The 18,192-nt window shown below is 58.3% G+C and carries 9 protein-coding genes and 2 pseudogenes; 5 read left to right on the top strand and 6 right to left on the bottom strand.

Translation table 11 applies throughout. The annotated features are described in order from the left end of the window. Positions 1-119 precede the first annotated feature (119 nt). Positions 120-794, bottom strand: coding sequence for a transcriptional regulator (locus RHE_RS32435; protein WP_011053291.1), 675 nt, complete (start codon positions 792-794; stop codon positions 120-122). A 920-nt stretch (positions 795-1,714) separates the two neighbouring features. On the opposite strand from RHE_RS32435, the gene RHE_RS31310 reads away from it, so the two are divergent. Further along, positions 1,715-6,130, top strand: coding sequence for an NACHT domain-containing protein (locus tag RHE_RS31310; RefSeq protein WP_011053289.1), 4,416 nt, complete (start codon positions 1,715-1,717; stop codon positions 6,128-6,130). Positions 6,131-6,912: 782 nt separating this feature from the next. On the opposite strand, the gene RHE_RS29465 is transcribed toward RHE_RS31310, so the two are convergent. Then, positions 6,913-7,983: a hypothetical protein gene (locus tag RHE_RS29465; protein ID WP_011053288.1), complete on the bottom strand. Its 1,071-nt coding sequence runs from the start codon at positions 7,981-7,983 to the stop codon at positions 6,913-6,915. A 182-nt stretch (positions 7,984-8,165) separates the two neighbouring features. Between RHE_RS29465 and RHE_RS29460 the strand changes: the two genes are divergently transcribed. Further along, positions 8,166-8,654 carry a hypothetical protein gene (locus RHE_RS29460; RefSeq protein WP_155248993.1) on the top strand — a complete coding sequence of 163 codons (489 nt, stop codon included), beginning with the start codon at positions 8,166-8,168 and terminating at the stop codon, positions 8,652-8,654. A 22-nt stretch (positions 8,655-8,676) separates the two neighbouring features. Here RHE_RS29460 and RHE_RS29455 read toward each other — a convergent pair whose 3' ends face one another. Together RHE_RS29455 and RHE_RS29450 are read right to left on the bottom strand one after the other, a co-directional pair. Then, on the bottom strand, positions 8,677-11,148 hold the full coding sequence (locus tag RHE_RS29455) for a S8 family peptidase (protein WP_011053286.1): 2,472 nt from the start codon (positions 11,146-11,148) through the stop codon (positions 8,677-8,679). Beyond that, positions 11,148-12,152, bottom strand: a complete 1,005-nt coding sequence (locus RHE_RS29450; protein ID WP_011053285.1) for an AAA family ATPase — start codon at positions 12,150-12,152, stop codon at positions 11,148-11,150. The genes RHE_RS29455 and RHE_RS29450 overlap by 1 nt, the downstream gene beginning before the upstream one ends. 715 nt (positions 12,153-12,867) lie before the next feature. On the opposite strand from RHE_RS29450, the gene RHE_RS29445 reads away from it, so the two are divergent. Beyond that, entirely contained in the window at positions 12,868-13,785 is a 918-nt protein-coding gene (locus tag RHE_RS29445; protein WP_008534020.1) for a recombinase family protein, read from the top strand. 1,046 nt (positions 13,786-14,831) lie between these two features. Here the strand turns inward: RHE_RS29445 and RHE_RS29440 are convergent. Continuing rightward, positions 14,832-15,800: an IS481-like element ISRel2 family transposase gene (locus RHE_RS29440; RefSeq protein ID WP_011053284.1), complete on the bottom strand. Its 969-nt coding sequence runs from the start codon at positions 15,798-15,800 to the stop codon at positions 14,832-14,834. Between the two features lie 84 nt (positions 15,801-15,884). Beyond that, positions 15,885-16,519 (bottom strand): annotated as a pseudogene (locus RHE_RS33065) (integrase core domain-containing protein); the annotation flags it as partial. 98 nt (positions 16,520-16,617) lie between these two features. Here RHE_RS33065 and RHE_RS29430 point away from each other — a divergent pair. Next, a complete protein-coding gene (locus tag RHE_RS29430; RefSeq protein ID WP_011053283.1) occupies positions 16,618-17,577 on the top strand; it encodes an IS4 family transposase in 960 nt (319 codons plus the stop codon). Continuing rightward, positions 17,531-17,742: pseudogene (locus tag RHE_RS33935) on the top strand (IS3 family transposase); the annotation flags it as partial. The gene RHE_RS29430 and the pseudogene RHE_RS33935, both read left to right, overlap by 47 nt. Positions 17,743-18,192 lie beyond the last annotated feature (450 nt).

Genomic DNA, 18,192 nt, shown 5'->3' with positions numbered 1-18,192 from the left:
TCGCGTGTTATCCCGCAAGCAGGCAGTGTGTTTTACTTCTGGCAACAGCATCCACCGCCGCCAAAATGTGTATCTTGATAAGCATGGAAATGCGCCCGGCGGTTGACCGGCTGCCTTTATCAATCGAGCTTCAGCCGTTTGCGCAGATCGGCATTTTCAGCGCGAAGTTTTTCAGCCAGAAGCTTGCGCAGCCGTTGATTTTCCTCTTCCAACTGCAATAGGTCTGCCATCTCATCGATCGCGGTCATCGGCGCGGCAGGCGCCGGCTGCACAGCCTTTGGAGCGCGGCGCACCGGTGCGCGTTTGGCACTCGCCGCAGCTTCGACCACCTTTGTCTTGCGCCCTCTCCTCTTCACACCACCGGCGCCGGCCAGAGCAGCTGCTGGCTCTGCCGTAGTGTCAGCTGACGCGGTTTCGAGTGTCGCGGCTTTCTTGGCCCTGGGTTTGCGCTGTTTCTTCGGCGTAATTGGCGTTTCGACAACGGCCGGCACATCGGCACTGGTTGCAGTATCAGTCTCGTCGGCCATGCTCGTCTCCTGTGTATCTGATGCAGTTGTCGACGGCTCAAGAGGCGGTGTCAACAACGACTCAGCCTGATCTGGTTTTGGTAGAGAAATTTCGCTGTTGGATTTGCCACTCTGAGAGCTATCCGACAGAAACGGCATTGCCTCTTTGTCTAGGTCGCGAGCGACGGATTTTAGGTCCACGTTGCCCCAGATCGAGTTCGACCTAGTATCGAGTTTTCGTCTGCCGCTTTTGTACTCGACGGCAAAACTGCGTTGCACTTTTTTCAATATAAAAGCCCTTGAAAATTCACGGGATGATTTGGTGATGGGGTGGTATATCCGAAATAACGATTACCGGACTGCCCGTCTATAGCCACGCTCAAATGTCCACCTCACCTTTCCAGGAGCAGAATTCGTGGCCAGTCGAATGGGGGATGAGACGGGTGAGGCTACATTGGCCCTGAACGAAGTCAAACCGTACTGATTCAAAAGTTGCACGTGGGCAACTTATCGGCGAGCTTCCTTGTTGTGCATCGCCGGAGTTTTAAAAGATTTTCCGCCAACCCCGACGCGGTCTATGTAGCGCATCCAGAGCGCCGGCGTTGCCAGCGCGCACGGGCGAAGGCCCGATCGATCGGCACCACCGTCGTCACGCATGAACTGCCGAACCCTCAATCGAAGAAGCAATGCGCCTGTCAACCTTGTCTTTCTTTGCTCGCCTGCCGGGCCAGTTCCCTTCGATCCATTATGCGATCATTTTAGCTCAGACCGTGAACATCCTTGCAACACGGCGTCCACGAGGCTCCTTGAACAACGGATCGCTTCGGACGGCCGCCTCGGCGCCACCCACCACGTGGATGGTCGGCATCCGAAACCCTGCACCGAAGCAGACTCAGAGCGAAGTCGTGGTGGCCGCTTTGCGCCCCCATTCCGGTCGTTCAGGCATTTCAGCCCTGTCTCCGAAACCAGACATACCTGCAGTCAGCCAAGGTACCATTTGGGATAGTCTCTTGGTCGGTCGAGGACTTCTTTTGCCCATGGAAAACCAGACGTCGCTACTTGGGACGAGCGACCCACTACCATTCTGCAAGGACGATGTCAGACTTTGACTTAACCATTTCTACAATCGCGTTGAGACAGCGCCTGCGCCTTTGTTTGGTGCGTTCTTTGTTCTTTGCCGTTAGTCCGGACGGCGCTAAGCTCTGATCATGAGCGTCAGTCCCGAAGTAAGCACCACACCATCCACCTCACTTGCGTCCTCCGGCAAGAGCCAGCGCGACAATTTCACCGAGCCGACCAAGCGTCTGTTGGCCCAGCGTGTTGGTTGGCTCTGCTCCAACCCGGAATGCACCAAACCAACTGTCGGCCCGCAAAAAGGCGGTCCAGGCACGATGAACATCGGTGTGGCGGCGCACATCACGGCCGCCTCGGAGGGCTTTGCCCGTTACGACGCCCGCCTGACCCCGGAAGAACGGAAAGCCCCGGATAATGGAATCTGGCTTTGTAGCGACCATGCCCACCAGATCGACCATGACGAAAAGGCATTCCCGGTCGAATTGCTTCACAAATGGAAGAAGGACGCGGAAGAAAGGGCGTTTGAACAACTGCTAACAGGTGGCCGCGCCCGCGTGGAGCCTATGGGCACCGAACTCGCGGATGCGCTTGGATATCTCCGCAAGCAGTTTGGCCTTCCACGGAGCGAAGATTTGCCAGCCCTGTTAGAAAAGGTGCGCTCGGCAGCTCAGCGCCACATCGAGACATTCGCTCAGCAGGGCCCCGCCCATGCCGTTTCGCTCTATCTGACATCTGCCTCATCGCGGGGAAAGTCATTCACGCACGTCGAAATGGCCGCAGCACTCCGGTCGTGTGGCGTTCTGGACCTCGTGGCGGAGCCGGGTCAGGGAAAGTCGACCACGTTGGTGCAGCTCGGTGCCAGACTTTTGGAAAGCGGGCCTTTACCGCTGCTGGTCCCGCTCGCAGAAGTCGGCCAGAGCGTGGACGACCTCTTTTCATGGGTAGTTGGTCGTCAGGCATTTGCAGGCATCCGGTCAGAGCATCTCAAGTTTCTCTCAGCGCACGGTGAAATTGCGTTCCTATTGGACGGCTGGAACGAGGTGACACCGGTTGCGCGGCTAGCCCTTATCAAGACCATGCGGGCGCTCAGGCGTGAATTTCCGCTTCTGGTCATCTGCATTACCACGCGCCCACAGGCCGCGGCGGTGCCCTTTGTTGCGCGGACGGTTCACGTCGAGTCGCTCTCCGACGAGCAGCAGGAAGACCTGGCATCCCGGCATGGAAGTGTTGCTCAGGACTTGCTCGACCGTGTGCGCAGAACGTCAGGCGTCCGCGACCTTGCCCGGATCCCGTTTTACCTCCAAGTCCTCCTGCAGGTTGGAGACGCCGGCGCCCTTCCCACCACCAAGGAAAGCACCATCTCGCTGCTGGTAAAACAGCATGAAGATATTCCCGAACGTGCCGAGCAACTTCGACAAAGCATGCTGGGGCAACACAGGCGTTATCTGGGTGACCTGGCCGTCGCCATGATGCAGGCGCGGACTACGGCGCTGGATGACACGGCAGCACGACAGTCCCTACGAGCAAGCAACACAAAATTGTTGACCGAGGGGCTGGTCCAGAACGCCCCGGAACCTGCAAGCGTCTTGGAGACCCTTGTCGCCACGCACGTGTTGGTGCACGGCGAAGGCGACACCTACGCCTTCCAGCATCAGCAATTTCAGGAATGGTATGCCGCCGGGCATGTCGAGGCAATGATGCGTGACCTTCCTAAGGACGCAGGCCTCGAAAGCAGTTTTGCCCAAGAGCTTCTCGACGACCGGCTCTGGGAAGAAGCAATTCTCTTCGCCTGTGAACGCCTTGCAGAGGATGAATCTGGTGTCGCTATCGTCGCCCGAGCGGCGAGACTCGCTATGTCTGTCGGACCGATGCTTGCGGCCGAAATTGTGTACCGGACAGGAGACGCAGTTTGGAGCTTGGTCTCACACGAGGTGCAAGCTTTTGCACGCTCATGGCACCAAGCCGATCAGGTGGACTTGGCGGTCGGATTCATGATGAAGACGGGCCGTGGTGACTTTGCCGACCTGGTTTGGCCGCTTGTTTCCAACTCAAGCGACCAAATCCAAAGCGAAGCTCTCAACATTGGCGATCGTATCCGACCAAGCGTTTTCGGGGGCTACCTGCAAAGTGACTACGATCACCTGCAGGAGCGGGTCCGGGAGAGGCTTGTTTCGGGGCTCATCTTCGGCGGGGGTATTGAAGCTCTCGAAACCGCGTTCGACCTCGCGAAGCGAGACCCCAGCGTCGAGGTGAAGTCAAAAGCAGTGGAAGCATTCCTTTTCCGAGGCGCACCCAGACAGGCGACAGCAGTGCTATATGGCGCTGACAATGAAGTTTGGCGACGCGTTGCCGAGCGGGACTATTTCGACGGACTGACCGCCCCGCCCGCCCTGACGCGTTTGCGAGCGCTGCAGGATGAGGACACCGGCGCAATGGCAAGCCCCGCCCGTAACCTCGCTCGCTCTATCCGCAAAGCCCAAAGCTCGGGGGAGGTCGCCGATCTTGACGCTATCCTGCGCAACGAAAAACTGGACCTAAGGGCGGACCAGACCGCTGCCTTCCATCAGGTCGCTAGCGCGTTTCCCGAAGTCGTTGCCGCGGCAATGACGGACCGTATTTTGACCGGCTCTCCATTGCCATTCCGGGTGCAAGAATACCTGTCGCCCCAGCCAGTCAGCGAGGCGCCAGAACTCGCGACCATCGTCATTGATAGCCAGGAGATAGATGAGCGGACCGGCGGCGCACTCTTCCTCTCAGGACCCGGTATCGTTGCGAGGATGATAAGCGAATTCCTCGAGCTCAAGCCCAAAATTTATGCGAACGGGATGCCGTCGTCTGCGACGTACGCTCCCCTGGGACTGCTTCGAGACAAGATATCAGGTACGCGCCCCGACGTGTTCGTCGAGGCAGTCGTGTCGTTCTCGGCCATACAAGACCACGGCGATATCGAGGCCCTCGCAGACCTTATCACCGCCCACGGCAAACACGGCACGAATGAGCCAATGGACGATGTTCCAGCTGAGGGCCGCCTCAAGCTCGTTGAAGCGCTGAACGGCTGGGCGGACTGCCTCATGCGTTCGGGCCCACCGTCACGCCACGATATGGCCAAAATTGTGGATGCCATGCGGCGCGTGCCGGACTCATCACAAATGAAGTGGGTCTCAGAATTCCTGCTAGAAGACCTCAAGCAGCGGGATGCACTTAAAGAGTTGGCCAAGGGCGGGCGCAACCAAGAGGCGCTGAACGAGTGGCGCACCAGTCATGCACTTTCGTACCGGCAGGCACTTTACGAGATTGGCACTGACGACGCCTATGAAGTTGCAAAATCGCTCCTGCGTCATCCTGAGTTTGGCCATGACGCGGCGATTGCGCTCCGGCTCATCGCCATGCCGACTCTCCTCGACAAACGGGCAAATGTCTGGCCCGATCTGGATCGCGCTCAGGCTGCACGTGAAAGAAGGTCAAAGCAATCCGACCTGTCACTTGATGCGGCCGAGATTATACTCGACGTCGCGGAAGAATTGGCAGCATCCGAACCGCTCTACGGACGTGCCGTGGCATTGGCCGCAATTGCCGTCGTCATGCCGCATATAGTCCGGCCAGAGTTGATGTCGAAGGTTGCCGGCTTGGAGGTGACGTCTCACACCAAGCTCGACTTCTTCAACGGCATGATTGTGGGCGGGCTGCTGCCTTCGGCCGACCTGGTCCTCCAGGAGTTCCGCAATGTCTTGGCCGAAAAGGAGAACAGGTGGTGGGACGACCAGACGTCGCACGCGATCTCCAGTTGGCTAAAAGTACTTCCGAACACCGACCGCCCGACGTCTGTTTTCGACGCCTTAGCGCTGGTTCCTGAAAAGAACCTTCCGCGGTGGCAGATCAGGGATATCCTGCCTCAGCTCAGGCTTTTGGGCGTCGAAACCAAAGCGGGCATGTTGCGAGAGTTTGCCCTCAGGTTTCCCGACATGCTGTCGGAGCATGAGTGGTTCGGCCAAGTGCAAAAGCTAGGGTTCCGCCGCGCGATGGACCTGCTTCTTGAAGGGGTCGAGGGACACCTCGGAAAGGGCTTTGACCTCAGGACAGGCCATTTCCTACTGCCTGAACAGCTTGCGTACGCCATGGCGGACAACGATATGCCCTATCTCTTCGAAAAACTAGCCGCGGCCCGCTCCGACGGAGCAAAGGAGCTGGTTTTCTCGGTCCTTCTGAAAACTTCTTCCGTCGAAGGTCTGATGGCCGCGGCACAATCCTCGGTGGGTCGGCAAACTATACGCCGGCAAGGCGCGCGCGGTGTACAGGACATGATCTATAGCAGAGAGCCGCATAGCCCTGACGGGACGTCGTACGAGCTTAGGCCGCTCAATGCTTCCGAGGTTAGACGGCAGTTGTTCGCGTTGACCGTTTCTCCCGACAAGGATCAAGCGGCGTTCGCGGTGGACTACTTGACCCGCATTGACATGATCCGCCAGGAAGATGGGGCCATCCTGGACGAGCCGAGACATCCTAATATTCAGAGTGGTCGGCCCTGGCCCCAGGTGGCTCCCCCGCATTGAAGCACAAGGGCTCCGCGCCGGCGCAAGCTATCGACAGTGCGCACCGGCCACATGAACTACGGCGGATGCCAAAGTCCGTTCTCGATAACCCGCCGGCGAAGAGCTGTCGGTCTGCTTCCGGCCCCAATTAAGACACTCGTCCTTATCCTTCGCCTTGAACGGAATCGAACCCTCGGACCGGGGAAACGCGCTTCTCCAGTACCACGCCGGATTCTGATGGCACCACATTATTGCTTTGATGCATTCGGCGCCTCGTGGGGCCAAAACAATGCTAGAACGCCGACACCTGCGTGCCTATAGTTGAGTCATCGCTTGCAGGGCAGTCGTGTCTGCGAGGAGGGTAAGGGCTGTGGAGGATAACATGCTCGATATTCGCCAACTTCGCAGCGGTCCTTGCCGCACTGGTTGCGGTCTGGACTGATGGCCGCTTTCTTTGGGAGCGACGTCAGAAGCGCTTGCGTCTGGAAAACCACTTGCGTGATGAGGGGCATAATGATGCGGCCAACGAACGGTCCTCCATCTCGGCATATCTGAGGCGGAAATCGTCGATGCGGCGTTCCGCAGCAACGTCATTCGTCGTCTGGTTTCCGTAGAAGGCTCCTTCTCGTGTATGAGACCGGCGATCTCGAAGAGGACGACTTTCCGCCGCGCAAGGTTCTAGCGCCCCTGCCCTCCGGTAGAGGTGGAGAGCAGCGGCACAGGGCGAGCACACATCGACCGTGATAGAGGATTCTCCACATTTACCCGACGGACCTCTGCGAGCGTTGGAGACTTAGGCTCGTCTAAATGCCTCTAAGAAGGCTGAGGAGACCATAGTTCGGTGTATTGTTCGCCCTAAACGGAATGTCGACCCGAATGCCATCCTCTTCGTTTCGGGAAAGGAACATGCCGCCGGCCTCCAAGACCTCGATCGCGATGTCGCCAAGCCCGTCAAACTCACTCGCGCTCTCCCATTGCCCCAGGCGTTCCCACAGCTCGGCATAAGCGGCTTCAAGCCGCGCGAAGTAGTCAGCAAACCAATGATCGGAAAGGGCGTCTGCGAGACCTTGCTGATCTGAGACCATGATGCCTAAGCCGTGCATCGTGCCGATTAGGTACGATGCCCATTTTATCAGGTTTGCGTAAAGCGGAGGCACTTCCAACAGGACACGATCAATATCGCCGTGCGTGCGATATGCGCTAATAAACCCATTAGCAGCAGCGTCAGTGTCGGCGAGCGCCGTCAAGAACGTCTGGCGGTAACCGTCGATCGGATTTAGACCGAAACCAGCACTCAGCCGGGTAGCTCCATACTCCTGGAAGCAGGCATCAATCACTTCCTCTCTATATTGCTCAATGTAGTCGGCATATCGATGGCGCAGTATCCGCCCTGGTAGGGCCTGATCAAGGGCCGTATGCACTTCAACGTGGCCGCATTCATGGGCAATCGTGTGCACAGCCGACGCAAAGAACTCGCTTTCGGGGTCTGCGATATGCCAGACGTAGTTCACGTCGAAAATCAAATGGGTTTTTAGCAATCCATCTCGCAAAACGGCGGGGGCCATTGCCACTCCGATAACACCGTCCTCTATTGTAGACGCCGTGAGTGGTCGAAGTCCCTCCAAACCCCGATCAATCTGAAGTAGCGTTTCGTGATAGGTGCCAGTAATTGTCACTCCATCAAGATCGGTTAGATTGATGTGTTGCCCGATCACCTGTAGAGAACCGATGAACGCGTGGCCAAAGCCGCGTGCATGGTCTTCATCTTCGAAAGGGCCGCTTACGCTCAGATTAGTTGCAAGTGGATAAGTTGACTGGATCTCGTTAGCCGTGGCGCAAACCTCAATTTCTTCTTCGCCAAGTTCATCGCTCATCCAAAGCCCCGTACGAGAATCACTGCATCAACAAAATCGTATTGTAGAACGTCTTTTAACAAAAGAACTTCAGTTGATCGCCGCGAGAACGATGATTTGCGAACCGCGATGACCTCAAGAGATTGGCCGACTGTCTAAATCTATGGTGCCACATCGCAGTGTCTTTGGATCGGCCCCCGCTGATGCGACGTCTCACCGCGCTGAAGTTCTATGGTCTGGCCTACGCAGCAAGATCAGTGGTCACGACCGGCTTGGAGGCTGTCGACGACTTCCTGGTGATCATGGCTCAGCCCGGCGGCGCCAGGAAAACAATGGAACAGCATGTGTTGCCGGTGGTTGCCGAAAGCCAATTGACTGACATGATTCTCCCCACCCGGAGCATGTATGCGATCGTCTTGGCTTGGTGCGGAGAATTCGGCATGGCGCGGCGGGAACTCGCCGCATTGAGGGAATACGCAATGGATGGGCCACAATCCGAGATGCTAAAAACTCGGGCTAAACATGTCGAAGCTGTCATCGCCGGAACGGTCAGGCTGGAACGGCAAGTGCCGCCGCCGGGATCCTTGGCAAAGATACTGGGGCGAGGGCCCGCCGGACAGCGAAAATTGGGCAGAAACGAAAAGTGCGAGTGTGGATCCGGCCTGAAATACAAAAATGCTGCGGGCATGTAACCACCCATCACTTAACGGGATCTTATGCCTCTGCGACGATCTCGGTTGTCAGAATCGTCTCGACCGCCGCATAGAGATCAACCGCGGCATTAGCCGCACGGATAGTCACGATCAATGAGTAGCGCGCCTGCTGGTTGTATCGATCCAGATACGGTTTTTCCTTCCACCAGCCGCCGACTGGAAAGATACCGATGGCGTCACGCTCCGCAAGGTCGACCGCCGTCCCCCGCCAGAAATCCGAATGCAACGACCCGCTGTCGCGGAATGTTCCCAACAGCCAGCCTTCGCCGACGCTGACGGGCGCACCTTCTTCCTCGCTTCGCGCAGCTTGATTGATGCGCGCCCGGAACTCGCCGACTGTTTCCGTTGCCGTTTTCATCTGGAAGCGCAATCCGTGCGAGGCGTATCTGTGGCGTCTCGTCCAGCCTCGCTCGCCGGGATTCGGCTCGATGAAATAAGATAGCGTGACACGGACCTCGACAGGCGCAGCGCCCAAAGCCAGCAAGTCCTCCTTTGGCCAAGGTAGCTTATGGAGCTTCATATCTCTCATTTTGACCGATCCGGTACCTTCACGTTGGAAGGGTCGAATGTCGTCCTCGATCATCAAGGTCAAATCGTTGTTGGCTGAAAGTAGCGCCCGGCCGAGATCAGGCACCCCATAACCATACCGGCGGAGAAGCGCCTGCAACTGCGTTTTGTTGCCGTGGCAGTTCGTGATGCGGGCGGCCATCGCCGGTGTCCATTCAGCGGAATGGACAAGCAAAGCACGGACGGTCTCTGGCCAGAGCCCCGGCCTACCCACCATAATCTCTGCTGCTAGTTTCGCAGCTTGAGCGGTCGCGGAGCTCGTATCTCCAATCGTAGAGAAGTAGCGGTTTTCTGGACGGAAATGCGTTGTCAGGATGCGAAGATCATCAATCGGCTCACCCGGATTCACGCCATCATACGCCAGGTTCCCGCCCTCCATGACGATATCTGGCTTGACCGGCCACTGGCGATCCCAACTGACGGAGGTCCTGCTCGCGGGTGAGAGTTCTCCAGCTGGCGCAATCGGGGTGTATCCGGCAAAAGCCGCATCGATAACATCAACCTTGTTGGTGAAAGCCCCGATGGTGATTGCGTTCCATGCCTGCGCTGGATCGTCTAGCGGCTCGATGTCGTTGCGAACAAACAGATCGGCCGGCGTTAGATCGATGCGTATGTTTCCGGCCGATATCAGGATCAACCGCTGCGCATCGGTTTCGAAGCACAGCTGGTCGATGGATGAAGACCAGGACGAGGCCCGTCCACGCGACGGGGTCGTGCTGGTTATGGCGGTCGTAATGACGCGGCTTCTGTGCGGCGCCTGAATTTCGGCTCGAGCGATCGCCTCGCCGGTAATCGCGCCGTAAAGATCAGGCTGATTTTCGTCTGCGCCGCCGGGCGGCAGTATTCTAATACTCTCCAGCCGATATCGCATATCGAAGGGATCCTGAGCGGCCAGCGGATCGATCAGATCGTTGTAAAGTGCGACCCCGGCCATGCGCGTGCCATGCCCCTGCCACGCGGGCGTGTCGTCGGCACCCCAGTCGGGATTGATTGTGTGCCAATCATCGACCGATAATACTGGCTCGATCAGGGGATGCGTGCGACGCACTCCACTGTCCAATAGACATATCGCAACGTCATTAGCGGTTTCAGCGACCTGAACACGATCAGCGAGATCGTCGTTCCAGGCTCTTTGCTCGGCGCCTCCAAGACCTATAAAAAACGCCGGAGTATCTTTTGCTCGACGCAATTCAGCAATCGTATCGCTACGTGCGACCACACGATCCATGGTCACCGAGCTCGCAAGCGCTAAGACAACTTCGCGCTCTGGGAACCGGATGGCATGCTGGCGCATCTGTATTTCCAAGGCGGCAGCTATGGCTTCAAACCGCTCGCGCCGACCTTCGCGCAGCCAGACTTCCCACCACACCGCCACGTCCTCGTGGAGCGGAAATAGCGCTTCCTCATCGGTGAAGAGGGAACGCGCCGATGCCAGCTGAGCAGTTTCGATCCTGGAGATCAAAGGCTCATTTCGCGGTCGTCCTTTGTCGGTGTCCGTCGTTCGATATTGCTCAATCTTATTTAGGAAGTAGTTTTTTGCGCGCTCCGGGACAAACACCGAAGCCTTGACAATACCACCCTCCCCTTCTAGCTCGCGGACGGCGACAACCTCCATTTTCTGTTGTCTGTTTGCGAGTTGGTCAATTCCCGCCCCCTCGGAAGAAGGGAGATCGAACTCGAGATAGAATCCACGCGTTTCAAACGCTGTCACTCCGGGCGCGGCGAGTTGCTGCTCAGCCGCCGCGACGGCACCTCCCACGGCGAGCGCCAAAGCCTGGGCATGGGCCTGTCTATTGCGCAGAGGTAGCGCCGGTGGGTCGATTTTCCGGTTAGGGCGCCGGTATGGCTCTACCGCGCCGTTATCTTTAAGCAGAAAATGCGGGCGATTGCGTGGTCCGATTGCCATTATGGCCTGTTGCTCGCATCCATGGCTTCGGCGGCGGTGCGGCGCTCGGCAATCGCGTTAAGTATGCTATCAGGGGTTATTGTGTCCGTATTGTCCAGAATGACGGACTTGGCGGCGTCATCAGCCACACGAGAAATCTCCGCCGGGGAAAGACCTTGGGCGGCGGCAGCGACTTCTGTCCATGATATGTCGGACATTGCGAAGCGATCGAGCCTGTTACGAAGGATCGCTTCGATGAGCGATACATCCGGAAGCGCATATTCAATGACATCGTCGAAACGACGGAAAAGAGCACGATCCAACAGTTCAGGATGATTGGTCGCTGCGACGATCAAGGCGTGGCTTTCATCCTGTTCCACAAACTGTAGGAAGGAATTGAGTACACGTCTGATTTCTCCCACGTCCTGCCTGTCCCCCCTCCTTGCTCCGATCGCATCGAACTCATCGAAGAGATATACGCCGCGGGTTGCGGTCATTGCGTCAAAAACCAGACGCAACTTTGACGCGGTCTCGCCCATGAACTTGGTGATCAGACCGTCCAGGAGGATGGTAAATAAGGGAAGGTGAAGTTCCCCGGCCAACGCACTCGCCGTCATCGTCTTGCCGGCCCCCGGCGGACCGACTAGCAAGATCTTACGTCGCGGCTGGAGTCCGTGGCTACGCAGGTTTGCCTGCTGTCGCTGTTCGGCCAAAATACGATCGAGACGCAGGCGAAGCGGGCGGGCAAGGACCATGTCTGCCAGACGGATGTCGGGATAACGGGCGCTCAGTAGACCGGCGAGCTCACCTTTCGGCTGCACGAGTGCGACCGCTCCACCCGGTCGACGCATGCTCGGCTCTCGCGTCTTCGCTGTATCGACGAGATCCTTGACTTCCTGCGCCAGCTTGCCATGTCCTTGCCGCGCCTCATGGGCAGCCAACTGCAGAGCGGTCGACAGGAATCTCTCCTCATCGCCGGCGATGTGGCTTTTTAAAAGGGTCACGATGTGGCGAGACGTGGTCATTGTTGATTTGCCGTTTCGTTCTGCTTTTGGACTATCAGCTGCAGCGCAATTTGCAACGCAATTCCCGAATAGATAACAATTCAATCCGTTACTATACCGTTCCGAAAATTAATCGGTAGTCTACCGACCCATCCTCAGCAGCATCCGATTTGGCGGAAGCTGCCGGCGTTTGCATCTCGTTAACCATATGAGCCAGCAATGTTCTTTTCTGTCACGGAAGCCAATATGGCAGTACATTCCGTCACTCTTAATGATGTTCCAGGCCACACCTGGCTTCCGATAAGTAATGCTTATCGGAAGCGATTGCTATAACGCCGCAAATCAGCGATGTCGGTCGTCCTGGATCGGCGGATTCGCCCCGGAAATCCGGGCATTTAGGGCAATTTCGCCCGGGATGACCGGACTCTCAATCGCAAAATTCGACGGCCGCCGTCGGCACACATGGCCGGTCCTCATTTCCGGAATTGAGCGCCGGCGCCCTTCAGCAGGCTTCTCCGCCCGCAGCCATCACCAAAGCCGCTGTTTTTCCAGCATTTCCGCCCTGGAAGCCCGCTGACGCGCATTTGCCACCGCGGACGCTCCGTTGCTCGTCCGCGGTAGCATTTTGAGTCTGACGGGCCGCTATTCAATGGCTAAAACACGCTTGCAACTGTTCGATTTCTAACGCATGCCTTATCTGTACAAACTACTTCGAGACAGGGCCGTTACAAGCGCGATGGCAAAGCCACAAACATTTGACAACCAACAATCTCCCAAGCGGCTGATCGGTTATGCCCGGGTGTCGACGGATGAACAGGTCCACGATGCCCAGTTGGACGAGCTGCGTGCAGCCGGCTGCGATCGGATCCATCAGGAGCATGGTTCCGGAGCATCGCGGGCTCGACCGGTGCTGACGCGATTACTCGCTGAACTTAGCGCCGGCGACGTCCTCATTGTCGTGCGCCTCGATCGACTGGCCCGATCCGTCAGTCATCTCTTGTCGGTGATCGAGGACCTCGAGGCCCGCGGCGTGCATTTCCGGTCGATCCGCGATCCAATCGATACGTCGACCCCGCAGGGCATGTTTTCCCTTCAGGTCCTCGGCGCCGTCGCGCAGCTCGAGCGGGCGCTAATCGCTGAGCGTACCAAAGCCGGCATTAAGGCGGCGAAGGCACGCGGCAAGCTTCCTGGAAATCCCGGTCTGCGAGAACGACGGCCGGAGGCGATCAAGGCAATCTCGCAGGCACGGGAGAAGCTCTATCTCGATGAACTCATTGCATCGGCGCAGACGTGGCTGCCGATGGTGCGTCAACTCCGGCCGCAGCACAGTTGGGACAATGTCGTGCGGGTTCTCAATCGCCGTGGCCACGACTGGACCGTCGAACGCCTTCGTCGCGCTGTTCATCGCATGGTACGCGAAAAGCTCGCGGAGAAGGAACTCCTTGCTCGATCCCCTCGCCGGGCTCCCGAAGACTATCTGATGAAGCTGGTGGCGGCAATTGCCATTGCCGATCCCAACCTGTCGCTGCGCGACATTGCCGCGCAACTGGACCAGATGGGAGAACGGCCTGTGCGCAGCGGCAAGAACTGGCAACCGTCCTCGGTGCGGGTCCTGCTGGACGAAGCCCACCGATTTGGCCTCATTCGCCGTTGAGGGCATGGTTCATCCGACGCCCGATGGCAGAGAGTCTTTTCTTGTCGCTATTCGACTGCATAGCCGTCAGGTCCGGCCTTTGGGGATCTGTAGCGCCAGGACCGCTAGTCGCTATCGCTCCGCGGTTTCAGCTCAGCGCCTACATCCTCGCCGCGGAGCCGGCTTCCTCCGCCTGCTCGCCCCCTCCCCCGGAACGTGCTGAAGGCTTCAGCCGCGGTGATTATGATCCGCAGAGGCGCGCGGGCCATGACCCTCGGCGGCGCGGGTAAAAGCAGAGGACAGCCGCTCCCCTCGCTACCAAAAAGCCGTCTCGGCTGCACGACGAATTCGGGCGCGAGCCGGAACTCAGTCAGACAGTATTTGTTTCTTTTACAATCCGTCCGCGTTTCGGCGTTCTTTCAAGGATGCTCGACAATTTGATTGAGCCATTTGTCCGCGCCGCCAGCTATATTTCCTACAAGAATGATTACGGCCGAAGATCTGCAAACATTCGTTTTACGACCAGCAAATTTCGACTGTCCTCGAAGCCTGGGAGGTCTTCGTCCTGAAGCATCCTGCGGAGACCGCCGTTAAGATTACAAAGCAATGTCTCCTTTCAGTCGTGACAAACACCGCGATTGTTCGTTCGAACACGAAGCCGCTCAATCGGCTCCGTGCATCAACTGACCTTACTACACCAGCCGCATAGAAGGGCTGTCGGCCATTCTACCCGGGCAACCATGACCAATGCCCTTAGAACGTCATGTACGATCAAAAATGACCGCCAAGACCCCGCGACCCATGGCGGCGACAGGACGGTACCTATCTCTACACAACCGATCTTGTGAGAGGTGGCGCGAGGAGCGGGTCATGCGCCGTCCATAGTAGCGCCCGAAAATGTCGTTTCTTTTCAGAGTGTTGTAGCTGTGGTCAGCTGACCACCGGAAAAGCAGCTGTTGGCAGTGCGTCCCACCCCAAAAGACTTGCTGGCCCACGACAGCAGAGTCTGGCGAAAAACCTCGATCAGTGGACCCGCTGACCTAGCACTCAATCCTCTCCGGCGGCGACTAGATGTGGAGCCTCAACAGGTTGTCCTGGGTAAGAGCGAGCCTAGTGATTGGTGGTTTTGAGTTTAGACTTCCGTGAGGCCTGTGCCAATTGTAGCGATGAAGCCATCGTGGCAGTTCGGCGGCGCGCATGTCCGAGTTGGGATAGGCGACGGCGTAGGCCCACTCTCTGAGGGCGGTCTGGATGAAGCGTTCGGCCTTTCCGTTGGTTTTAGGCGTATATGGTCTGGTGCGAACGTGCTTGAGGCCGTTGTCGCGACAAGCTTGGCCGAATGGCTTTGATGTGTAGCAGGGACCATTGTCGGTCATGACGCGCTCGACCGCGATCCCGAGGCTGGCATAATAGGCCAATGCCGCCTTCAAGAAGGCCACGGCGCTTTCTTTCGTCTCGTCCGGCGATATCTGTGAGAAAGCGATGCGAGAGGCATCGTCGATGGCCACATGAACGCATTCCCAACCGGCGCCCCAACTCTTGCCTCTGCGCGAACTCTGGCGAGTGCGATCGCCGGTGATGCGGTGGCCGACCTCATGAAACCGGCCGAGCTTCTTGATGTCGATATGAATCATCTCGCCGGGAGCCTGGCGTTCATGACGACGCACAGGCTCGGCCGGCTCGATATCCTTGAGGCGGGAGAGGCCTGCGCGCTTGAGAACCCGGCTCACCGTCGCTGCAGATACACCGGTTTCGATCGCGATGTGCTTGCCAGTCAGGCGCTGGCGGCGAAGCGTGATGATGCGCTCCGCCAGCGCCTGACTGGTCTGCCGGGGCATGGCATGAGGTCGGGAGGAACGATCGAGCATCGCCTCTCGACCACCGGCCTTGAAACGCTCGACCCAACGGGCGACGATCTTGGCCGCGACGCCATAGGCCTGTGCTGCCTGAGCCTGGGTCAGATGCCCTTCGATAACAGCAAGCGCCATTTGTTCCCGGCGCAACGGCGTCAGTCGGGCATTCTTATGAATGTTCATTCGCGGCGATCCTTCCGACTCGAGGTGTGATAGCTCCAGTCTCCTAAATCCGCTTTGAATGGACAACCTCCCGAAAGCTCACAACTAGAGCCTGCGCGCTCCGAGTACGCCAAGTGGCGGAAACGCGAAGCTTTCATCTCGCGCAGCGTTGGAGCCGGTTGCGGCAATGGTATCTGCATCACGTGCCCGGGTCTGGTCCGAGCGATGAGTGCGGCCGGAAGTGGTTGTAATCGTCGGCCCAGCAATGGCGCTTCGGGCATAATCGCAGCCGAGGAACAGGCTTTGGTTGACCATCTCGTCCCGCATCCGGCCGTTGAAGCTCTCGACATTAGCGTTTTGCATCGGCTTCCCGGCGTGATGCCGTGCGACTCGACACTATGATCCTTCGACCTGGCAAGGATGGCATTCGAGGTGAATTCCGTGCCGTTGTCGGAGACGATCATCCCCGGTTTGCCGCGCCGTTCGATGAGGACCGACAGTTCGCGAGCGACGCGACGACGCAAGATCGAGGTGCACGGGATCGCCGCCAGGCATTCGCGGGTCACGTCTTCGACGAAGTTGAGCACGCGAAACCGCCTTCCGCAAGCGAACTGGTCGTGAACGAGATTCAGCGAGCTTCGGGCATTGGCCTTCGCTTCGACCAGGATCGGGCCACGCGTGCCGACAGTGCCGCCCCGGCTTTTCTGCTTGCGAACGGAAAGTCCTTCTTCGCGATAGAGCCCGTAGATGCGGTCGACCCCAACGGCGCTCCCCCCCCCGCCGAAGCCGCCGGTCGCCGGTCGCCGGTCGCGAGGTCGCGCAATAGGGCGACTTCTTTATGATGTGGGCGCGCCTGCCCGACCAACGCTTCGATCTTTTGTCGCGCGTCATGCATGACCATGCACTCATCGGCGGCTCTAAACTGCGTGATGTCGTAGAGACAGTTCGGTTCTGCGACACCCAAACGATCGAGCTGCGCGAGCGCGCCGACCGTCCGGCGCGGCAGGCAACGTTGTGCCTGCGCTTCGGCCAGGCGACGATCAGGCGACCGCAAAACCTGCGCGAAGAAGGGCTGCCCGACGGGGTTAGGCTCAGTTGGGTCGAGGTCGTCGAACCGGACGCACCCGACGGTGTCGAGCCCTTGCATTGGCTGCTCTTGACCACCCATGCGCTCTCCAGTGCGACTGACGCCTGGCAGATCGTCGCTTGGTACAAGCAGCGCTGGATGATCGAGCAGTTCTTCCGGGTGATGAAGACGCAGGGCTTCAAGATCGAAGACAGCCAATTGCAGTTAGCGCCGCGGCTGGAAAAGCTCGTCGCCATCGCCGCCAAGGCCGCGGCAATCGTCCTCCAACTCGTGCAGGACCGCAGTGGCGGCGATCCTCACCCGGCAAGCCTGGCAGTCAGTCCCCACGAGATCAACACGCTCGCCGCCCTCGAAAGCCGCTTCAAGGGCAAGACCAAGCTGCAATCCAATCCCCATCCCAAAGCTTCGCTCGCCTGGGCCGCTTGGATCGTCGCCAAACTCGGCGGCTGGAACGGCTATGCCTCCTCCAAGCCGCCTGGACCCATCACCTTCTTCAACGGACTCAAATACTGTGCCGATGGCTGGGCCTTGCGAGATAGGTATATGCCTCAGTCGTTCGGTGGAGAAATGTTCCACTGGATCATTTGCTTTTGGTCACGAACAAAATCCAGCGACCAGCGGGCAGAGCCTTCGCGTTGGCCAGGATCGGTGCGCGCGTGCCTGCAAGTTCGCTTACGGAAGGGGGTTTCGCGTGCTCAACATCGTCGATGACGCGACGCGAGAATGCCTCGCGGCGATCCCCGGACACCTCGATCTCCGGTCGTCGCCTCGCTCGAAACTCGCAATGATCTCTCCGACAACGGCACCAAACTCACCTCGAATGCCATTCTTGCCTGGTCAAAAGACCATAGGGTCGAGTGGCTCATTGCGTCACCTCGCCCAAGATAGCGGTTGATGAATTCTCCCAGTGTTGTGGAAGTGCCGCCGCGAATCAGCCCCGTAGATTCCGGCGCTGCGGATGGCAGCAGGTAGTTGTTCCTATTGCGTCCTATCCATGCGGCGCCATCGCCCACTCGCGATTAGCCGGCACAGCCGGCCGCCTTGCGATTTGCCGCGCCGGTGCCAATGAATTGATGAAAGGCGGCTGCCATTTCGTGCGAAGACTTCGCTCCTGGTCTTGTTCGTGCGCGACCTTGGGCGCGTTCGTATTGAGATCACGGTCTACTGTTCCCCTAAGAGGCGTCATTTGGCTCGGGAGCCAGACGGTAACCGGCACAATGCCTGCGACAAGCCGCCTTTGAAAGTTGGTGTTTTCCAAGAGGTTAGCTTGGTGGTCAGCTGACCACAACCGAAATCCTCAACGGCAGGAATAACGATCAGCCGCAC

Origin of the sequence: Rhizobium etli CFN 42 (assembly GCF_000092045.1) — a bacterium.
In the GTDB taxonomy this organism is placed as follows: domain Bacteria; phylum Pseudomonadota; class Alphaproteobacteria; order Rhizobiales; family Rhizobiaceae; genus Rhizobium; species Rhizobium etli.
Note: the sequence above shows the minus strand (reverse complement) of the source record. Positions and strands in the feature narration are given on the sequence as shown.